18 protein-coding genes are annotated in these 20374 nt (G+C 59.5%); 6 read left to right on the plus strand and 12 right to left on the minus strand.

The annotated features are described in order from the left end of the window. Positions 1-12: 12 nt before the first annotated feature. Positions 13-2679, minus strand: coding sequence for a Ti-type conjugative transfer relaxase TraA (gene traA / locus CSW59_RS00420; protein ID WP_099442184.1), 2667 nt, complete (start codon positions 2677-2679; stop codon positions 13-15). 154 nt (positions 2680-2833) lie between these two features. Here traA and CSW59_RS00425 point away from each other — a divergent pair, with 154 nt between their 5' ends. Beyond that, positions 2834-3226 carry a mobilization protein gene (locus tag CSW59_RS00425; RefSeq protein ID WP_099442185.1) on the plus strand — a complete coding sequence of 131 codons (393 nt, stop codon included), beginning with the start codon at positions 2834-2836 and terminating at the stop codon, positions 3224-3226. 170 nt (positions 3227-3396) lie between these two features. Here the strand turns inward: CSW59_RS00425 and galE are convergent, their stop codons facing one another. After that, positions 3397-4386, minus strand: coding sequence for a UDP-glucose 4-epimerase GalE (gene galE / locus CSW59_RS00430; RefSeq protein WP_099442186.1), 990 nt, complete (start codon positions 4384-4386; stop codon positions 3397-3399). 206 nt (positions 4387-4592) lie between these two features. Between galE and CSW59_RS00435 the strand changes: the two genes are divergently transcribed. From CSW59_RS00435 to CSW59_RS20470, 5 genes are all read left to right on the plus strand, one after another. Further along, positions 4593-6101: a DUF1800 domain-containing protein gene (locus CSW59_RS00435; protein WP_099442187.1), complete on the plus strand. Its 1509-nt coding sequence runs from the start codon at positions 4593-4595 to the stop codon at positions 6099-6101. 10 nt (positions 6102-6111) lie between these two features. Continuing rightward, a complete protein-coding gene (locus CSW59_RS00440; RefSeq protein WP_099442188.1) occupies positions 6112-7308 on the plus strand; it encodes a DUF1501 domain-containing protein in 1197 nt (398 codons plus the stop codon). Between the two features lie 185 nt (positions 7309-7493). Continuing rightward, positions 7494-8462, plus strand: coding sequence for an NAD(P)-dependent oxidoreductase (locus CSW59_RS00445; RefSeq protein WP_099442189.1), 969 nt, complete (start codon positions 7494-7496; stop codon positions 8460-8462). A 34-nt stretch (positions 8463-8496) separates the two neighbouring features. Further along, on the plus strand, positions 8497-9471 hold the full coding sequence (locus CSW59_RS00450; protein WP_369825726.1) for an NAD-dependent epimerase/dehydratase family protein: 975 nt from the start codon (positions 8497-8499) through the stop codon (positions 9469-9471). 35 nt (positions 9472-9506) lie between these two features. Next, positions 9507-10739 carry a hypothetical protein gene (locus tag CSW59_RS20470; RefSeq protein WP_143754926.1) on the plus strand — a complete coding sequence of 411 codons (1233 nt, stop codon included), beginning with the start codon at positions 9507-9509 and terminating at the stop codon, positions 10737-10739. Positions 10740-10833: 94 nt separating this feature from the next. On the opposite strand, the gene CSW59_RS00460 is transcribed toward CSW59_RS20470, so the two are convergent. The 10 genes from CSW59_RS00460 to CSW59_RS00505 all read right to left on the minus strand — a co-directional run bounded on the left by CSW59_RS00460 (position 10834) and on the right by CSW59_RS00505 (position 20343). Further along, positions 10834-12026 (minus strand): IS3 family transposase gene (locus CSW59_RS00460; protein WP_099442191.1). Its coding sequence is split into 2 segments (ribosomal slippage): positions 10834-11768 and positions 11768-12026, totalling 1194 coding nucleotides; the frame shifts between segments, so codons are not numbered across the junction. A 61-nt stretch (positions 12027-12087) separates the two neighbouring features. Then, positions 12088-12531, minus strand: coding sequence for a serine O-acetyltransferase (locus tag CSW59_RS21675; RefSeq protein WP_369825727.1), 444 nt, complete (start codon positions 12529-12531; stop codon positions 12088-12090). Positions 12532-12647: 116 nt separating this feature from the next. Further along, positions 12648-13160 (minus strand): serine O-acetyltransferase, encoded by a 513-nt coding sequence (locus CSW59_RS00470; RefSeq protein WP_099442193.1) that lies wholly within the window; start codon positions 13158-13160, stop codon positions 12648-12650. Then, positions 13153-14556: a DUF6418 domain-containing protein gene (locus CSW59_RS00475; protein WP_143754927.1), complete on the minus strand. Its 1404-nt coding sequence runs from the start codon at positions 14554-14556 to the stop codon at positions 13153-13155. Before CSW59_RS00475 ends, CSW59_RS00470 begins: the two co-directional genes overlap by 8 nt. Continuing rightward, positions 14546-15715, minus strand: coding sequence for a glycosyltransferase family 4 protein (locus tag CSW59_RS00480; RefSeq protein WP_099442195.1), 1170 nt, complete (start codon positions 15713-15715; stop codon positions 14546-14548). The genes CSW59_RS00475 and CSW59_RS00480 overlap by 11 nt, the downstream gene beginning before the upstream one ends. A gap of 5 nt (positions 15716-15720) precedes the next feature. Continuing rightward, positions 15721-16809 (minus strand): acyltransferase, encoded by a 1089-nt coding sequence (locus tag CSW59_RS00485; RefSeq protein ID WP_143754928.1) that lies wholly within the window; start codon positions 16807-16809, stop codon positions 15721-15723. A 42-nt stretch (positions 16810-16851) separates the two neighbouring features. Further along, positions 16852-17352 (minus strand): glycosyltransferase family 4 protein, encoded by a 501-nt coding sequence (locus tag CSW59_RS21680; protein WP_369825728.1) that lies wholly within the window; start codon positions 17350-17352, stop codon positions 16852-16854. After that, a complete protein-coding gene (locus CSW59_RS21685) occupies positions 17313-17915 on the minus strand; it encodes a glycosyltransferase (RefSeq protein WP_099442198.1) in 603 nt (200 codons plus the stop codon). The genes CSW59_RS21680 and CSW59_RS21685 overlap by 40 nt, the downstream gene beginning before the upstream one ends. Beyond that, a complete protein-coding gene (locus CSW59_RS00500; protein WP_099442199.1) occupies positions 17912-19033 on the minus strand; it encodes a glycosyltransferase in 1122 nt (373 codons plus the stop codon). Before CSW59_RS00500 ends, CSW59_RS21685 begins: the two co-directional genes overlap by 4 nt. A gap of 2 nt (positions 19034-19035) precedes the next feature. Next, positions 19036-20343 (minus strand): UDP-glucose/GDP-mannose dehydrogenase family protein, encoded by a 1308-nt coding sequence (locus tag CSW59_RS00505; protein ID WP_099442200.1) that lies wholly within the window; start codon positions 20341-20343, stop codon positions 19036-19038. Positions 20344-20374: the final 31 nt, after the last annotated feature.

The raw sequence follows: 20374 nt of genomic DNA on the forward strand, positions 1-20374 counted from the left end.
AAGAGACGCTCGTCAGATCTCCAGATCGTTGTCCCGCTCGTTCTCGACCTTGCGCTTCAGCTCGCCCCACAAGCTGCCCCACCCCTTCGGCCCGGCAAGTCCCAGCTCGGCGCGGCGCGACGCTAAAGCGCCTTGCAGGGCGGGATCCTTCTCAAGTTCGCCGATCAACCTCATGACCTTAGCCTCGACCGCCGGGTCGTCCGGCGAAGCATCCCAAGCCCTATTGAGCTTCGACCACTCATCCACGAAAGCGTCAGCCTGCTTCGGAAGTGGCAGATCGGACCCGATCTGCTCACGCGCCCCCAGCACCTCGTCATGTGGACTCTCGGAGACCTCGCTGGCGTTATGGCTCGTAGGTGCCTGCAATCGGACTTCCGCGGCGCCAAGTCCGATCCCCTCACCGAAGCGGCTGGCGCGCTCCCACAGCTCGGCAACCATCGACTTAACGATCCGGATGGGCTCGGCCGGCAACCAGCGCCGCTCGGCGAAGGTGGCGGCATAGTCCAGCGACGTGTCCTTGGACCGGTCTCGCCCCAGCGTCCGCACCACCTCGTCCCAGGATCGGAAGTCGTCGGCGCCGTAGTGCACGGTGACGGCTTGGCGGTGGCGGCTGAGGCCGACATAGGCGGCATGACGATCCAGGCCGTCGGTCACCAGCAGATGCGCCCAATCGACGGTCATCCCCTGGCTCTTGTGCAGAGTTGCCGCATAGCCGTGGTCGATGTGGTTGTAAGCCTTGAGATCGACCTCAAGGCGTCGGTTATCCTCGCCATCCAGACGCACCACCATTCGATCGTCAGCGATCGACACCAGCGTCGCCAAGGACCCGTTCTTGACGCCCAGCGAACGCTCGTTGCGCAGGAACATCACCCGGTCGCCTTGAGCAAAGGTGCGAGCCCCGCGTTCCGTCGCCACGAGCTGGCCAGCGCCCAGGACGCCTTCGCCGGCGAGCTGCTCGCGCGCCAACTCATTGAGGCGCGCCACGTCGGCGCGGGTGTGGGCCAGCATCACTTGGCTGAGCTCAGGCTGCTCGTGGCGGCCGTGGGCCCAGCTGGCGACCAGCCCGCTGGCGGCATCCTCACGCGTGGCGTAGCCGCGCACCATGCCGGCGGACTTGTAACCCTCCAGCGCCTCCCGCGTACGGCCGGTCGCCAGGGCCTTGGTCGCGTCACGTTGCCAGCCCTCGCGCTGGCGCTGGATCTCGGTGACCTCCACGGCGCCGTGGCGCTCGGTCAGCGCCCGGAACGCCGCCCCAGCCTCGATGGCCTGCAACTGCTCGGCGTCGCCCACCAGCACAACCTTGGCGCCAGCCTGCGTGGCCTCGGCGAGCACCCGCTGCATCTGGCGAGAGCCGATCAGGCCGGCCTCGTCGATAACGAGAACATCGCCAGCGGTCAGGGGATCACGCCCCTGCGCCCAGGCATGTTCCAGGCTAGCGATGGTGCGGGCCGGAATGCCGGACCCATTCTGCAGCCCCTCGGCCGCCATACCCGACAGCGCCGCGCCACGCACGCGGTAGCCTTGGGCCGTCCAGGCCCGCTGCGCCGCGCCTAGCATCGTGCTCTTGCCCGATCCGGCATAGCCCACCACCAGGGCAAGATCCTGCGCGCCCAGCACGTGGTCGAAGGCCGCCGCCTGGGTATGGCTCATCGTGACGCCCAAGCCCTCGCGCGCGCGCAGCGACGCGGCTGGCGACACTCGATGCCCCTTGCGCTCGGCCAGCATCGTCGCGTCCTGCTCAAGGCGACGCTCCACCTCAAGCATCGCCCGGCTGGTGTAACGCTCGTGCCCCGCGCCATCCTTGCCTAGGGCGACCAGGTTCGGCGCGCCCTTCACCGCCCTGACCAGTTGATCGAACTGAGCCTTGTCGTCGCTATGGCGGTGCACGAACCGCTGCAGGTCCAGATCCGTGAAGGTGCTCTGCTGCTGGGTGATGGCTTCCAGCGCCAGACTCGGATCGGCGATCATCCGCTCGCCATTGCGCCGAGCGATCTCGCGATGACGCAGCGCCTGGTCGGCCTCCTCCCCGCGCGCCGCACGGCCGGCATCGGCGGCGCCAATCTTCTGCTGAGGTTCCAGATCAAGGCCCTGAGCCTCGAGGCTCCGGTGATCGACGCGCGCATCAATGTCGAGTTCGGCCAGCCGCTGATTGACGTGGTTGGCCCAACTTTCGCGCCAGGACTCCAGCATGCCGCGATCGTTCCAGGCTCTGACCTTCAGCCCGAACCCTTCAGGCGTCGCCTCGCGCAGGCTGAGCATGACGTGGGCGTGCGGCTTGGGCTGGCCCTGGTCATCGAAATCCCAGTGAACGTTCAGGTCAGCGACCATGCCTCGGGCGACGAATTCACGCTCTACGAACGACCGCGCCAGGGCTACGCCCTGGGCCTGATCGAGCTCACGAGGCAGAGCAAATTCCACCTCGCGCGTCAGCTGCGCATCCTTGCGCGCCTCCTGCTTCTCGACCTCATTCCAGAGCGTCTCGCGGTCACTCCAGCGCGCCGGCGATCCGGCCGGCGCCAGGATCTCGGAACACACCACGCCGGTCTTGTTGGTGAAGTCATGGGTGCGGCCGATGCGCAGATCATGCAGCGCTGACGCCGCGCGATAGGCGGCGGCCGCCACGGCGCTACGGCCATTGGCGCGGCTGATGATCTTGACGCTGAAATGATAGATCGCCACCCGCGAACCTTAGCCTTCAAGCGACGTCGTTCCAACGACGTATAAGCGCGCACTCAAAATATCTTTCTCGTGTTGCGGTTGACGATCTTGGTTCAGAAGTGGTTATTGGACGGCTCGATAGCGTGTCGTCTCGCCGCTAGATCGGAGACCGAGGATGGCCAGAACTGAAGCTGAGAGGCTCGAGCGCCGCGAACGGCTGGCGGCTCAGGCCAAGGCCCGAAGCGACAACGCCGCCGCGCGGGAGACGACCGCCGAGCGCAAAAGAGACACGCGGCGCAAGGTCATCATTGGCAGCCTGCTGGTCGATGCGGCGGAGAAGGACCCGGCATGGCGCGGCCTGTTTGAGACCCTGATGCGGCGCGTGAATCGCGAGCAGGATCTCAAGGCGTTCGAGGGGTGGTCGCTTAGTGCCGACGACGGTCGCGGGGCGGCGCCTGCTGGGGCCTCAGCGCCATCTGCCGCCGCAGCCTCGGGCGCACGGATGGCGCAGCTCGAAGCGGGCCCGTTTCACGCCCCCTTCCGTTGGGATGAGGACCCCGCCGCATAGGCATCTTAAGGCTCGCCGGCCTCCACGGCCGAGGGCAGACACGACAGAGCGCGGTGGCGGCGCCCCCCTATCGCCGCAGCGATCGCCACGACGTCCGGTGGCTTGCGGCCGACCAGCGGGAGAGAGATGGGCAACGCGGATAGATCGCCACCATGCGATCGGATGGACGCCTAGGAGACCAAGTCCCGTTCGGCGAGCGAGCGATGCCAGTTCCAAGCGGACGACAGGATCGCGTCCAGATCCCGCCTTGCCGTCCAGCCCAACTCAGCGCGCGCCTTGGCGCTGTCGGCGATCAGGATTGGCGAGTCCCCATCCCGCCGAGGGGCGATTTCCGTGGGCAGGGCCCGACCAATCACCCGCTCGACACCTTCGATCAATTCACGCACGGTCGTCCCCGCGCCCGTCCCCAGATTGAATGTGGTGGATGCGCCGCCGGCCAGCAGTCGCCGCAATGCGGCCAAATGGCCGTCCGCGAGATCCTGCACATGGACATAGTCGCGCAAGGCCGTCCCATCACGCGTATCGTAGTCGTCGCCGAAGATCGTGAACCGGCGGCGTTTGCCAAGAGCGACCTCGAAGGCCAGCGGGATGGCGTGGGTCTCGGGCTCGTGCCACTCCCCGATCCGGCCCTCGGAGTCGGCCCCAGCGGCATTGAAGTATCGCAGCACCGTGCTCTTGAAGCCGGTGTAGCGATCATAGTCGGCGAGCGCCTGCTCGATCATCAGTTTGCTACGGCCGTAAGGGTTTAGCGGCGCCTGAGGATGACTTTCACCCATCGGCAGCGTCCCAGGATCGCCGAACGTGGCGCAGGTCGACGAGAAAACCAGGGCGTTAACCCCGGCCCGACGCGCGGCCTCGATCAGCGTGATCGTGCCCGCGACGTTGGTCTTGTAGAATGGGCCCGGATCGCGCGTTGACTCGCTCACCTCGATACGGGCGGCGAAATGCAGAACCGCCACGGGCTGGTACCGGGCGAAGACATCATCCAAACGCGCCGCGTCGCCGATATCTCCCAGCTCCAGCGGCCCCCACTGAACATGCTCGCGGTGACCGTTGGAAAGATCATCGAACGTCACGGGCGTGAAGCCGGCCTCGGACAGCGCCAGACAAACGTGAGAGCCTAGATAGCCGGCTCCGCCGGTAACGAGCACAGTTGGCATCGAATCCTCATTCCTCGATGCACCATAGCGTCAAAGGCCTTCATCAGGTTAGCGGCCGCCCGATCTCTGCCGTGGCGGCGACAACGATTTTCCAGTCGACATGGGATAAGGGCCCGAGCCCAGATCACGTCCAGTCGGTGGCCACGCTCCGCCTTGAAACAGCCCTTGGCGCGTTAGAACATGCAGCCGCTGATCGAGGCCCATGCATGCGCCACCTCTGGCTTGTCATCGCTGCTTGCTTCTTCGCCGCCACGTCGAGCATGCCCGCCGTCGCCGGCGCGCTGGACAATGTCGCTCTCATCAACCGCCTGACCTGGGGGCAGACGTCTCGGGAAGCGGCCGACATCGAGCGCCTGGGGCCCGATCGCTGGCTGAAGAGCCAGCTTCGCCCCAAGAGCCCCGCTCAGCTCCCTCCAGAGATCCAGGCTCAGATCGACGGCTTGCGCATATCCCGCGAGTCCATGGCGCAGATCGCCGTGGCGATGGACGCCGAGAACAAGGCGGCCGCCAAGCTGCAAGACCCCGGCGCGCGCCAGGCGGCCCAGCAGGCCTATGGGAAGACGATGAACGACCTGAAGCAGCAGGCAGCCGCGCGGTCGTTGCTGCGCGACCTCTATTCGCCCCATCAGCTCCAGGAGCAGATGACCTGGTTCTGGATGAACCATTTCAACGTCCAGGCCGATAAGCGCGACATCCGGGCGATGATCGGCGACTACGAGGATCAGGCGATCCGTCCCCACGCCCTCGGCAAGTTCCGCGATCTTCTGAAAGCCGCCGATCTGCATCCGGCGATGCTGCGTTATCTCGACAATGACCAGAACGCCGTCGGCCGGGTCAATGAGAACTACGCCCGCGAGATCCTGGAGCTGCACACGATGGGCGTGGGCTCCGGCTACAGCCAGAAGGACGTCGAGGAAATGGCGCGCGTGCTGACGGGCGTCGGCGTCAGCCTCTTGCCCGAGACGCCCAAGCTGAAGCCTGAACAGCAGGCGCTCTATGTCCGGCGCGGCCTGATGGAATTCAATCCGGCGCGCCACGACTTTGGTGACAAGGTGATCCTGGGCCGCAAGGTCGGCGGAGCGGGACTTTCGGAATTCGAACAGATGCTGGACGCGCTCGCCATTCACCCCGCGACCGCCCGGCACTTGTCGCGCAAGCTGGCGCTCTATTTCATGGGCGAGGCGCCGCCAGAGCTGATTGATCGCATGTCGAAGACGTTCCTGCGCGACGATGGCGACATCGCGGAGGTGCTCGGCGTGCTGTTTGAGTCCTCGGCGTTCAAGGCCTCGCTGGGCCAGAAGATCAAGGATCCGATCCACTACGCGGTCTCGGCCGTGCGGCTGGCCTATGACGGCCGCCCGATCGCCAACACGGCGCCGCTGCAGGGCTGGATCAACCGAATGGGCCAAGGCCTCTACAACCGCGATACGCCCGACGGCTATCCGCTGGAGGACGCGGCGTGGTCTGGCCCGGGCCAGCTCACGACCATGTTCGAGGTGGCCCGCCAGATCGGCTCCAACTCGGCGGGTCTCTTCAAACCGAGCGCTCCGGGCGCCGAGGATCAACCCGCCTTTCCTCAGCTTCAGAACGCGCTCTTCTACGCCACGCTGGAAAAGAACCTCTCCCCTCAAACACGGTCGGCCCTGGCCCAGGCTCGGTCGCCGGCGGAGTGGAACACCCTTTTCCTGTCGTCACCCGAGTTCCTGCATCGATGAGACCGCCGCCATGCATCGTCGACACTTTCTGACCGGGAGCCTCGCCGCGACGACGACCGCAGTGGGCGGTCGCGCATGGAGCGCGCCGGCCACTGACCAGCGCCTGCTCGTGATCTTCCTGCGCGGCGGCTACGACGCCATCAATGTGGTGATCCCCACCTCCAGCGACTTCTACTACGAAAGCCGCCCGACCATCGCGATCGCGCGTCCGGATCCGGCCAATCCCAACGCCGCCCTGCCCCTCGACGCCGACTGGAGCCTGCACCCCGCGCTGAAGGACAGCATCTATCCGCTCTGGGTGAAAAAGCAGATCGCCTTCGTGCCCTTCGCGGGGACCGATGACATGACCCGCAGCCACTTCGAGACCCAGGACACCATCGAACTGGGCCAGCCGGTGGGCGGTCCCAGAAACTATCGTTCCGGCTTCATGGGTCGCCTGGCCCAAGAGCTATCAGGCGGGCGCCCGATCGCGTTCACCGCTCAGCCGCCCCTGGCGTTCCAGGGGCCGTTGTCCGTGCCCAACATCGCGATCACGTCGGTTGGCAAGCCCGGCGTCGACGATCGGCAGGCCAAGCTGATCCAGGAGATGTACCGCGACCATGACCTGCGGGCGGCGGTCGCTGAGGGCTTCTCCGCTCGAGACAAGGCCTACGCGGCCTTGGCCGGCGAAATGGCGGCGGCCAACCGCAACGCAGTCTCTCCCAGCGGCTTCGAACTGGCCGCCCGCCGCGTCGCCCGGCTGATGAAGACGGACTACAACCTTGCCTTCCTCGATGTCGGCGGCTGGGACACGCACGTCAATCAGGGCGGGGTTACAGGGGTGCTGGCGGACCGGATCGGTCAACTGGGTCGCGGCCTCGCGGCGCTGGCTGAAGACCTCGGCCCGGAGGCCTGGTCGAAGACGACCGTGGTGGTGATCTCGGAATTCGGCCGCACCTTCAAGGAGAACGGCGACAGGGGCACCGACCATGGACACGGCAGTGTCTATTGGGTGCTCGGCGGCGCGGTGAAAGGAGGGCGATTTGCGGGAGAGCAGGTGGCTTTCGCGCCAAAGTCTCTCAATGAAAGCCGCGACCTGCCAGTCTTGACCGACAACCGGGCCATGATCTCTTCGATCATCCAGCGAGTGTACGGAATGCGCCCGGATCAAATCGAGAAGATCTACCCCGGTGGGCCTGGACCTATGGGCAGCTTGTCTCTGGTTTAGCGCCCCTAGCATTTGCCTCGGATTAGCCTCCGAGTCTTATCTCGGCGGCAAATGGCTCGAAGAGGGCCAGCATGTTCGTTTTTTTGTCGCGCTTGTCGCTGAACTTCGAGTAATGGCGTCATAAAGGCGCGCGACAAGTGCGCGGCTAGAAATCAGCCAAACCGGCGGTGGGGACTAACAGAACCATGACTAATCTGCAGGGCCAACGCGCCCTCGTCACTGGCGCGTCCGGCTTCATCGGAACCCATCTGGCTCGACGCTTGGCCGATATGGGCGCTGAGCTCGTCTGCCTCGATCTCAAGCCTCCGCGCGAAGAACTGCCCGGGGCCCTATACGTGCGGGACGATGTGCGGCGCTTAAGCGCGCTCAACCTGCCCAAGATAGATCGCATCTACAATTTGGCCGCCGTCCACACAACGCCCGGACACCCGGATCACGAGTACTACGACACCAATGTCTGGGGAGCGCTCGAAGCCGTGAAGCTGGCTGAGCGGGACAACGTCCAGCATATCACCTTCACCAGCTCAATCTCGATCTACGGCCCCTCGGAAGAGAAGAAGGTCGAAACCAGCGAACCCGCGCCCGTGTCGGCCTATGGCAAGTCCAAGCTGATGGCCGAAGAGATCCATCGGGGCTGGCTGCGCCAGGCCGCCGATCGCAAGCTCACCATCGTCCGTCCCGCCGTCGTGTTCGGCGCCGGCGAAGGCGGTAACTTCGCGCGCATGGCCGCCCTGTTGAAGAAGGGCTTTTTCGTCTTCCCCGGCCGCCGAGACACGATCAAGTCGTGCATCTACGTCGAGGACCTGCTCGACCTCGTGCTGGCCGCCGGCGCGACGGATTCGTCCTACGAATTGCTCAATGGGGCTTATCCCGAGTGCCCGACGCTGGAGACCATCGTCACCAGCCTGCGCGACAACTATTTCCCGTCCGCCAAGCTTTACGACGTCCCCCAAGGCGTGGTGATGGGCGCGGCCAAGACCCTGGCGACGTTCAAGGGCTTTGGCCTGGGCATTCACCCCGATCGCGTGACCAAGCTCGTGCGCTCGACCTATGTGTATCCGGGGTGGGCCACTGAGAACGGCTTGCTTGCCGACCAGGCTTTTCGAAATGGCCTGCGCAGATGGGCCGACGCGACGCAACGGTCGTTTGTCTAACAAAAATGACGTCCGCCCACTTGGAGTTGACATAATGAACCCGCCAATCGTGCTGACTGGTGCTGCAGGTTTTATCGGTATGCACGTCGCGGAGCGCCTGCTGGATAGAGGCGAGACAGTAATAGGTGTTGATATCTTCAACTCTTACTATGACCCGGCTCTGAAGAATGCTCGAGCTGGCCGTCTAGAAGCACGTAGGGGCTTCAAAATGGTCCGCATGGACATCGCAGAGCATGAAGCCTTCGCCTCACTGGTGAAAGCCTCGGGTGCCAAACGTATAGTCCACTTGGCCGCTCAAGCGGGCGTCCGCTACTCGATTGAAAACCCCTTCGCATATGAACGCAGCAACCTAGCTGGTCACCTATCCGTGCTTGAAGCTTGCCGTCATGCCCCAGTTGAACATCTGGTCTACGCGTCATCGAGTAGCGTTTACGGTGATCGCCCCCTCAACTCCGATGGTTTTCGCGAGACCGATCCAGCTGAGACGCCCGTATCACTGTACGCAGCGACAAAACGATCATGCGAGCTACTCAGCCAGAGCTACGCGCGCCTTTATGGCTTCCCGCAATCAGGTTTGCGCTTTTTTACGGTTTATGGCCCCTGGGGCCGGCCGGATATGGCCTATTTTGGCTTTACTGAGAAGATGCTGAAAGGCGAGGCCATTGAAGTCTACGGGCAAGGCAAGATGGCACGTGATTTTACTTATATCGACGACATTGTAGACGGTATTTTAGGCGTTCTAGATCACCCCCCATCCCCAGGTATTCACGAAGTTTATAACATTGGTGACAACGATCCAGTTGGCCTGATGGATATGATAACTACTCTGGAAACCGCTCTTGGCATCGAAGCAAAGAAGATATTCCGCCCGATGCAACCTGGCGACGTTCCCGCAACCTTCGCCAATATAGACAAAATTCACGCCCTATGTGCCTACAAGCCGAAAGTTAAACTCGCTGAAGGGCTAAAAAGATTTGTTGATTGGAAACTAGATTTTTCCCCGCAATGAAGTTTTTTGGTAGATTGGGCAGGCGATTTGCCGCCATGGCATCGTATGGCTATCAAGCCATCGCTGCACTCGCGCTTGTCCTCCTAGTGGGGCGGTTTCTGAAGAATGCTGAGTACGCACACTTCTCACTAACTATGGCTACGGCGCAGTTTGCCGCGATAGGTGCCTTTGAGTGGGTTCGGCTCGCCGCGACGAGGTTCTACCCAGGCCCCGCCGCTAAAGAGTCCCCAAAGCAGCTCGCAAGTCTCGCTACAGCATTTGCGATTTCGGCGCTTGTAGGTTTATTTGCAGCTGCGTCAGCATTGCTGGGCGGTATTTCCGCAGACGTGATAATCATTGGCGCGCTACTCGCAGTTTCTCAAGGAGCGACTGATCTCCAGCTTACGCTAGCGCGCTTTCGTGGCGACCTAAGCCTCTTCTCCAGGGGGCAAGCGATACGGGCCTCCCTACTTTTGGTTGGCGGTATTACGGGCGCAACGCTTACTCACACGGCCATCGGAGCCTTGTGCGGCGTGCTGAGCGGCTACTTAGTTACACTTTTCATTGCTCTGGCATCTGACCGCCCACTCAGGGAAACGCCCTGGGGCGAAGCGTCAAAGGCATTGATACTGGCGCATGTCAAATATGGTGCTCCAGCTGCGGCAGCGTCAGTATTACACCTCGGCGCGACCCTTGCCGCTCGATACGCGATAACACTGATCGCACCGGGCGTGACTGGCGCAAGCGCGCTCATGGCGTTTGATCTAATGCAACGCCCATTCTCGGTCGTCACTGCAGCATTACACGGCGTACTCTATCCCCCCGTAGTTGCTGCATACGACAAAGGAGGCTTCGCTTATGCCAAACCGATGCTTCAACGCCTTTATATTGTTGAAATCGCCTGCATCGTAGTACTTGGCAGCACTATCGTCGCCACCCTACTACTGCCTCAAATTATCTCGATAATTGCTCCACCGGCGTTCCAGCCCAGCTTTGCCCTGCCGGGCATATTAGCTGCGATCCTGTTTGCCGTGAGAGCCATCTTGATTAACCTGGCCCCGCTCGCAGCTCACCTTGCTAAGAAAATTTCGCTAATAATGTTAACAGCGACTTTTGACATTATCCTTATGTCGGCTCTCGTCGCTCTTACGTTCGCGATTGGGCACAAAGATGCGCCATCTGTAATTGCCGCGTTCTTGGCTTCAAGCTCTATCACCATCATACTTGCCAGCGGGATCACACTCCGGCTCCTATCGAGCAACGCTCAACTGACTCGCTCTCCGACGTGATGGCGTGGACGACCTCCACCTGACCTTGCCCCCAACCTTGGACCAGGTCGGGCCGGGATTTCTCGCCGGTTAGGCGTGACGTGACCCCCATTTCTCATCCAGCCATAACGAGAGTCCTGGGTTGATTTGAGCCTTGGTGTTGGTGGGTGGCAAGAGGCCGGTGCGCGGAGCGATCAGCCTGCGCAGCGTGCCGGCCGGTCTCTCCGCAGAAGGCGCTGGCGTACTCCTTGGGTGTCATCCAGCCGAGCTTGGAGTGCGGCCGCCGCTCGTTGTAGTCGCGCCGCCAGGTTTCCAGCACGGCGCGGGCGTGCGGCAAGGATCGGAACAGGGTCTCGTTGAGCAGTTCGTCGCGCAGCCGGCCGTTGAAGCTCTCATTGTAGCCATTCTGCTGGGGCTTGCCCGGGGCGATGTAGTGCCAGCCCACGCCGCTGTCGTCGGCCCAGGCCAGGATGGCGTTGGAGGTGTATTCCGTGCCGTTGTCGCTGACGATGGTGTCGGGCCGCCGGCCACGCTGGGCGATGATGGCGTCCAGTTCGCGCGCCACCCGCCGACCCGACAGCGAGGTGTCGGCCACCAGGGCCAGGCACTCGCGCGTGCAGTTGTCGATCACCGTCAGGATCCGGAACCGGCGGCCGTCGGTCATCTGGTCGGACACGAAGTCCAGGCTCCAGCGCTGGTTGGGCGCCAGCGGGACCTCCAGGGGCCGCCGCGTTCCGATCGCGCGCTTGCGCCCGCCGCGCCGACGCACGGTCAGCTTCTCCTCGCGATACAGTCGCTGGACCCGCTTCTTGTTGACCGCGTGGCCCTCGCGTTTGAGCAGCACGTGCAGCCGGCGATAGCCGAACCGGCGTCGCTCCTGGGCCAGGGCCTTCAGCCGCTCGCGCAGGACGCCGTCGTCGGGCCGCGTGGCTTGATAGCGCACGCTCGTCCGATCCACGCCCAGCACCCGGCACGCCCGCCGCTCGCTCATCTCGTAGGCCGACCGCAGATAGGCTGCGGCCTCCCGATGCGCGGCGGGCGTCACCACTTTTTTCCCAGAAGATCCTTCAGCGCGACGTTGTCGAGCATCGCCTCGGCCAGCATCCGCTTGAGCTTGGCGTTCTCGTCTTCCAGCGCCTTGAGCCGCCGCGCCTCCGACACGTCCAGCCCGCCGTACTTGGCCTTCCACTTGTAGAAGGTCGGCGAGCTGAGCCCGTGCTTGCGGCACAGGTCCGCCACCGGCACGCCCGCCTCCTGCTCGCGCAGAATCCCGATGATCTGTTCTTCCGTGAACCGTGATCGCTTCATTCGTCCGTCCCTTTCCTGGGGCGGACTCTAATTATTCCTGGAGGAGTTTCAGGGGGTCACGTCACTCCTTCACTCGTGCCGGCACACCGATCGCTGACGCTCCAGCCGGAACATCTTTCACGACAACTGCGTTCGCACCTATCGATGCACCAGGACCGATTTTCACCGCGCCGATAATCACTGCTCCCGCACCTATGAAAACGTCATCTCCAATGATTGGAGTGTCTCGGCGGGAACGACTGGCAGTACCGATAGTCACGTTCTGAAGAATCGTGACATTTCGCCCAATTGTCGCATCACCGACCACTATCCCGTACGGATGGGGGATGTAGGCGGCTGGGCCGAGCTGTGTCCCAAGGGCGACCTCGCAGCGAAAGATATTACAAGTCAACACCCAAGTAATCGAGCTGAGCGGCCGACCGATGATCGGAACTTTGCGGACCAAGCCTACCAAACGATGCGCAGCTATGAAGTGGAGTCCCGGCGTGAGAAGAAAGGTTCGCACGCGATTCAGAACAGACGGCTCCCTACCGCTTCGGCGTACCCAACAGTCCAAATCCTCAATAAAAACTCCCAACCGACAGCCTTTCGCATCAACAATTACGCCCTCGGCGCATCATTTCATTCTCGAGTAATAATCCGAGCTGGCACGCCAACAGCCAATGATCTAGCAGGAACATCCTGTCGAACAACTGCATTGGCTGCTATTATGGCTCTTGTACCGACATTTATTGGGCCAATCAAAACTGCGCCCGGATACACAACGACTTGATCGCCCAGCACCGGATAGCTTGGCTCGTCGACCTGCGCGCGCCCCATGGTGACGTTCTGATAGACAGTCGCCCCCGTACCTATCACCACACCCTCTCCAATCACAATTCCGGTTGGATGCGGCAGACAGATTCCTCCACCGATCTCAGCTTCCAAAGAAAAATAGCAGCCAGAGCTGGATACAGACCAACGCCAAAGAACCTTTGGGATTAGTGGGATACGCTCATTCTGAAGGTAACGAGCCAGTCGGAACAGGATGAGCAATCGCAACGCGGGCGAAAAGAACCACCCTCTCAGAAAACCAAGCAAGGAGGGCGAGTAAGAGTTTGCCCTGAAATCGGCCGCGATATTGGCGCTAAACATTATGTGTGGCCCCAAAAGGCTTCACTGCAAGCTCAACTGTGCTTCCACTAGATATGCGGCGGAAAGCGAGCGCAGCAACGATCAATACAATCGACTTCACTCCAAATATGAACCATATATTTCCCATAGTGAATCCAGCACAAAGCCAGATAAAAACCTTAAACCAGATAATTGACTCGATCAAATTCTGGTCCACGAGTGCCAAAAATGCTCTGTACGAGCACCAAGAAAACATCAGAACGCTAAGAAATCCGACCACCGACATGCCGAAATATCCGGACGACATGAGCCAATAGGGCATGTGAGCAAAGACGAAACCACCCTGTGCATACTGCACCCAATACATCGTCCATGAGTCCGTGAACGGCCTCATGACGTAATACATGCCGTGATCAGGTGCCATTCCAGGCGATTGGTAAGCAACATTGACGATCGACCTTAAGGCAGAAGAGATCGAGGCAGCGTCAAAGTTGATGAGTTTCGCAAAGTTCTGATCCGCTAGAAACCAGAGCTGCCCTTGGAGTGCAGCGCGATTGAACATGCGCTGGTAAGCGATATCCGCCCCCTCGTCCAAGAGACCATAATTGACTAGCACAGCTGGAACAGTAACGAGCAACACCCCCAACGACGGCATTACTATCTGGGTCAAGGGCAGCCTTCCCCGACGGGCCAGGCGAGCAAGTGCGCTCGGAATAAGGAAGAACAAGAACCCCTGGACGATAGAAGTAAATTTCTCGCCAAATAGAATAGATACAACTATCGTTGCACCAAAAATAACCGCCGAAAAAGCCCTCTCTTTCCCAAAAGCGAAAATACCCCCTAGAACTGCGAATATAATAATTCGGTTATCTAGAAATGATGAAAGAGCCGTGGATCCGAAACCTGCGCGGTAAGCAAAGCGATCCGCCCCCAAAAATACAGGAAAGCCCCTCAGGAACCCAATCACAAAGAAGATCGAGAGGAGCAATATCACACAGAGTAGAAAAACTCGCTCACCCGGAATCGCCAAAAATTCTTTCTTCGAAGCCAACTCGACACGAGTCTTGAAATTCGCAGCAAATATCGACCATACAAAATAGCTAAGAATAAGGAATCCTGAATAGAAAAAAGCCAGCCTAGAAAACGCGCCAGTAGAAACACCAATGGATCGCGTCTCCACCATTACCGCCCCACTTTCGATGAACATGCCCGAGAACAATTCAGTCACCCAGAAGAATAAAAGCGGGGACATGCATACTACATAATACTTATCAACCATGTATATAGAAGATACAAATAGGCCAAACAGAACAAATGCTGTTAGAGAAAATAGCGGATGAGGGAACAAGGAGGCAAAAGTTGCACTCAGCGCCAGCCCAAGACTAAAAAGAATTGGGTGAATGATTTTATTGTTCATCACTATAGACGCGCAGGTAAGAGAGAAGATTATCTTCTCGTTTTCGTTCAAGGACGGGAAGCCCCCCGGCCAAAGAGGCCTCCAAAGCTTTCAACAGCCCATCCTCCTCTGATGGATCGTAAATCCAGCCATAAGGGGGCTCCCCCATCGCCTCCGGAGTGCCCCCGCGGTTGGAACCAATGACAGGCCGAGCATAACTTATGGCGTCGATCACCGATCGCGGCAATGGCTCGTGCCAAAGTGAAGGTGCCACAACGATATCGACCGCCTCATAGAACTCGCGAGGCGGCACAAACCCCATGAAATTGATTTCCCGGCCACCAGAGAGCCGCATAAGTCGGTCTTGCACCCCAGCGTCCCCCTCACCGGCAATCACCAACCCCGCGCTTCCCTGCGGCAAAAGGCCGTACGCCTTCGCCAGCTGCTCAACGCCCTTCTCCTCAGTCACCCGTCCAATATAGCCGAAAAGGAGCTTCGAATCCCCACTACGATCTCGAGGCGGCAAAGGCCTCGCGCCAGATTCCTCTAGGCTACCGATCGCGGTTCGAATTCGCGCGCCGCCGAACAGCCCCAGGGCTGTATGTAGATTGAGTGTCGCTAGGCTGTTCCCGACTACCGCATCAGGCACACGAGTTTTTTGGCGCCGGCGACTTGTCAGAAGCGAACAGTCTTTGCAGGGACCGTCGCAATTTGACCCATTCTTATAGTACTTGGACCTTGGACAAATTAAATAATAGTCTCTCAAAGTATGAACGACGCGCACATTAAATCTTTTTGCCAGACTCCACACATTCGTGGTCAGTCCAGTTAAGGTATTGGTATGCATAACATCAGGCTTGAATTCTCTAAGACGCTCCGTAACGATCGGAGGAGCACACCCCCAATCATCGATCAAGTGCCATAAAAACTTCAACCAAGGAGACCTCTCCTTCCCGTCGAAAGGCCAGTAAAGATTTTTACTGGGGGCAGCATAAACGACAACGCCATTCACTACCTCTCGAGTAAGCACACCGGAAGGAGCCGCCGCTCTAATAACCTCCACGTCGTGTCCATGGGCAACTAGCGCTTCCGCAAGATTGCGCACCGATCGCTCCGCACCGCCGACAACCTTCGGGTGCATCGGTGTCGGATAAAGAGCATTTAGTAACAGAATACGCATTCAGTTTACCGACCCATCTCTTCAAGTCGCGCACCGGACGGACGATCTCTTTGCCTTCTTAGCCGGAAGAAATTTATTAAGGGGTGCTCAATTGTATGGTGAACAAGGGCACCCGCGCACACCGCCGCCGCAATTGAAGAGAAGAAAAAGAGCCAAGGGCTATTCATATCTAATCTATGAAATATTAGAGCGGCAACGTTTAGAGAAAATGGATGCGAAAGATATATAGCGTAGGATAAGTCGCCCCCATAAGCCGCAAATCGCCCGACAATACTATTCCCGCTATTCGGACGGAACGTCCATCCTGCAAAAATTAGCACCGCTGGTAGACCAGCTTTCAGAACGCGCTCAATGGGCCATGAGTGCGCTACGACCAATCCCAATATACCTAAAAGCATTAGAGCTAGGCCAGCGATACCCGGAATACGCAACCCTCTCTTGAATGCCCAACCTAACCAGACGCCGGCAAGGAACTCCAGAACGATAGGATTGGTCCAAAAATCAATAATCCAAAGTTGCTCAGGCACGAAGTTATGGCAAACAGAAAGCACTACAAATATCAATGAAAGAACATATAAAAATACTGACCTCTTAAAGGTCAACATCGCTGCAAACATTATGTAGAAGAACATCTCATAATTTAGTGTCCAGCCAAGCGCTAGAACCGGCCTGATCGCGCCATCGGCTCTAGGCCAAGGCACAAATGAATACGAAGAAATCACATGAAATATTGACAAATTACCATGCGTCACAGCAGACGGCACAGCAAAAGATGAAATTATCATCAAAGAAGTGAACAGCCAGTACAGCGGAACAATTCTTTCGAACCTTCTTTTTAGAAATTCAACCGGATAACCCCTGACTCCTACGAAACTGGCGGAAGTCAAATACATAATGAATCCACTTATTACAAAAAATATGTCGACCCCAACTCCCCACTCAAACATTTTTTCGTAGTTCTGGGACATGCCGAATTGGTCATAGACCTCGTGAAGCGTATGACCGATAAGAACAAGAGCCGCAGCGAGAAAACGCATCTGCTGCACAGAAATAATCTGCCCAGCCGATTTTCCGTCAGATGTTTCCGGAGACAAAATATCCTCCCGCGCAGCTATAGAGCAAATACAAACATTGTATTATTCAGTAACCTCTTCCAGATACTTTAGAAGAAGCCTCGCTGACCTATCCCAAGTGAACTGGCCCGCCCTTTCTCGCCCCGCCACAATCAGCGCCTCACGGCGATCAGCCGATTGAGCAATGTCAATCATCGCCCGTGTCCATGCTGCCTGGTCCTGCGGATCTACATAGAGAGCCGCCTCGCCACAGACCTCCGGTATTGCCGCAGCGCTCGAAACGATGGCGGGACAATCACAAAGCATCGCTTCTAGGGGCGGCAATCCAAACCCCTCGGTAAGAGAGGGGAATACGAATGCTATTGCATTTGTATAAAGCGAACGAAGCTCTTCATCAGAAACCCGACCAATAAGGCGGACGCCAGGCGGTGGACTAAGGCCTGCATCCGCAAACACGCGACTATTACCGCCCCCCGCGACAATTAGAGGTGGAGCACCTGCAGGACGGTCCGCTGCAGCTCGCATCAACATCGCCAAGTTCTTGTGGGGGCTAAGATTGCCAATCGCGAGAAGGTAGCCCCCCTCTCGAGCCCATAGCGCGCAAGCGTATTAGGATCAGACTCGATGGAGAGAATATGATCAGCGCCATTTGGCAAGATCCGAGCTTTACCCGGCGGAATTACACCAAACTGTTCGAGTTTCGCTCGAGAATATTCGGAAATAGTTAATACCAATTGCGCTCGGCGCGCCAACCTCGGAAGTAACAATTTATACCAAGACCGGAACGCCCAAGAATAGGCGCCTGGCTCCAGATATGTTTGAGCATCGTGAATTATTACGGCTTGATTTCTGAAGGCAGCCGGACCTGTATTGCATAAATTCAGCAAGTAGTCCTTCGAGTGCCTGATAGGCAGCTCGATCTGCTCCCAGATATGCCCCCGGAATCTGCCACGTTCGATGTTAATGGGAAGCGGCGTAACCACGTCAGCATTTGGGCCCGTTGCGCTCAGGGACACGCCCTCGCTGCCTAGCGCTAGTAGCGCCTTAGTCAGCTCCACCGCGACCCGATCGACGCCCGATAGCTGTCGTGTCGCAAAACGTGCATTTACGACTAAATTGACAGTCATGACTTGGCCCTGGCCCGAATAGCGCTGCTATAAACCGCATTGGTTTCTTTCGCCATTTTATCAGCACCAAATTGCGACGCCATTTCGCTTGAAACGGCGGCGAATTTTTTACGCTGCTCGTCGGCCGCAGCGCTCAAGATTGCCCCTACTAGCTCTTCCGGAGACGCGCTAACCGGGACCACGAATCCGTTCTCACCATTTCGTACTGTTATCGACACTCCGCCGACCTGCGTAGAAACGATCGGCAAACCCGCTTGCAATGCCTCGAGCAGGACGTACGGCATCGCCTCATACTTGCTGGTCATAGCGAATAGATCGAAGGCCGGAAGAAAATCCCTCGCGTTGCAGCCCTCAAAAATAGTCACAGCATCACCGCCGGCTGACTTGACCGCTGACGCCAGTTCTCCGCTCCCGAGGATTATGCCTCGGAGCCGTGAGTTGGACTCGCGGGCAATTTTCAAAGCCTGAGCAAAGCGAAGAGGATCTTTTTGGTCCGCTAGACGCCCAACGAACCCAACAGCAAGCTCGCCCGGCGCGATACCAAGTTCGGAGCGCGCAGCCTCTCGATCAATTTCGCGGGCTGGCGTAACCCCGTTGACTACAAGATGTATCTTGTCGGGAGGAACGCCCAGCGAATGAGCGTGTTGGACTTCTTCTGGCGCCACCGCGATCAAGGCGTCGGTAAAGTATCGAGCCAAAATAGCCTCAATAGTGCCGAAAACGACGCGCCCCTTTGCCCCCATTGTTGGGTCCATAGTTCTGAAGGCATGAGGAGTATAAATTCGCGTGCTGCCACGGGGAGCCACCAATCGAAGCAACGCTCCCGCTTTTGAGCTATGGGCATGCACAATATCGAACGGACCCGATTTACGTATCATTTGCGCAAGGCGATATGCCGCGCCTAGGTCCCACGGCCCAACGGACCGCTTCATTGGTAGGTCTCGAATCGAACGGAGAGGCAACGCGTGTAGCTCGCTGTTAAAGCGTGGCTCAGCGCGAGTTGAAGAGTATATTACAGAGACTTCGTGACCTAGGGCGCATAGGCCCTCAGCTAGATCAACGACGTGACGTCCAGAGCCCCCACCTGATGGCTCTGTGATCAGAAGCACTCGTAACATAGCTAGCCGCGCCCAATGCTGGCGTAGGTGAAACCGTGCCGAACCATCTCGGCGGGCTTGTAGACGTTGCGCAGGTCGACCACGACCGGAGCCTTCAGCAGCAGCTTCAGACGGTCCAGGTCCAGGGCGCGGAACTGATCCCATTCGGTCAGGATGACCAGGGCGTCGGCGCCCTCGGCGGCTTCATAGGCGCCGGCCTTGAACTCAACGCCCTCAAGCATGTGCGCGGCTTCCTTGGCGCCTTCCGGATCGAAGGCCTGGACCTTGGCGCCCATGGCCTGCAGGGCCGGCAGGATGTCGAGGCTGGGCGCGTCGCGCATGTCGTCGGTGTTGGGCTTGAAGGTCACGCCCAGCACGCCGATCGTCTTGCCCGACAGGTCGGTCGAGCCGATGGCGTCGGCGACCTTCGTGGCCATGGCTTTCTTGCGGGCGTCGTTGACCTCGACCGTGGTCTCGATCAGCCGGGTCGGCGCGCCGTATTGCTGGGCGGTCTTGACGAGAGCGATGGTGTCCTTGGGAAAGCAGCTGCCGCCATAGCCGGGACCAGCGTTCAGGAACTTCGATCCGATCCGCTTATCAAGGCCAATGCCCTTGGCCACCGACTGGACGTCGGCCCCGACCTTTTCGCAGAGGTCGGCCATCTCGTTGATGAAGGTGATCTTCATCGCCAGGAAGGCGTTGGCCGCGTACTTGATCAGCTCGCTGGTCCGACGGCCCGTGAAGACGATCGGGGTCTCGTTCAGCGACAGCGGACGGTAGAGGTCGCGCATCACCGCCTGGGCCCGCTCGTCGTCGGTGCCCACGACCACGCGATCGGGACGCTTGAAGTCCTCGATCGCCGCGCCCTCGCGCAGGAACTCGGGGTTCGACACCACGGCGAACTGGGCGTCGGGACGGACCTTCTTGATGATCGCCTCGACCTCGTCGCCGGTGCCCACCGGCACGGTCGACTTGGTCACCACGACGGTGAAGCCGTCGATCAGGCCGGCGATCTCCTCGGCCGCGGCATAGACGTAGGACAGGTCCGCATGGCCATCGCCGCGACGGGTCGGCGTACCGACCGCGATGAACACCGCGTCGGCGTCCTTGATCGCCTGGGCGCCGTCCAGCGTGAAGAACAGGCGGCCTTCACGCACATTGCGGGCCACCAGGTCATCCAGCCCCGGCTCGAAGATCGGGATCTCGCCCCGCTCAAGCCGCTCGATCTTTCGGGGGTCCTTGTCGATGCACGTCACCACGTGACCGAAGTCGGCGAAACACGCCCCAGACACCAGGCCCACATAACCCGTGCCAATCATCGCTACGCGCATCGATGCTTCCTGATCTGATTTGAGCGACGCC

The sequence above is a fragment of the Caulobacter sp. BP25 genome (genome assembly GCF_002737755.1).
Classification (GTDB): Bacteria; Pseudomonadota; Alphaproteobacteria; order Caulobacterales; family Caulobacteraceae; genus Caulobacter.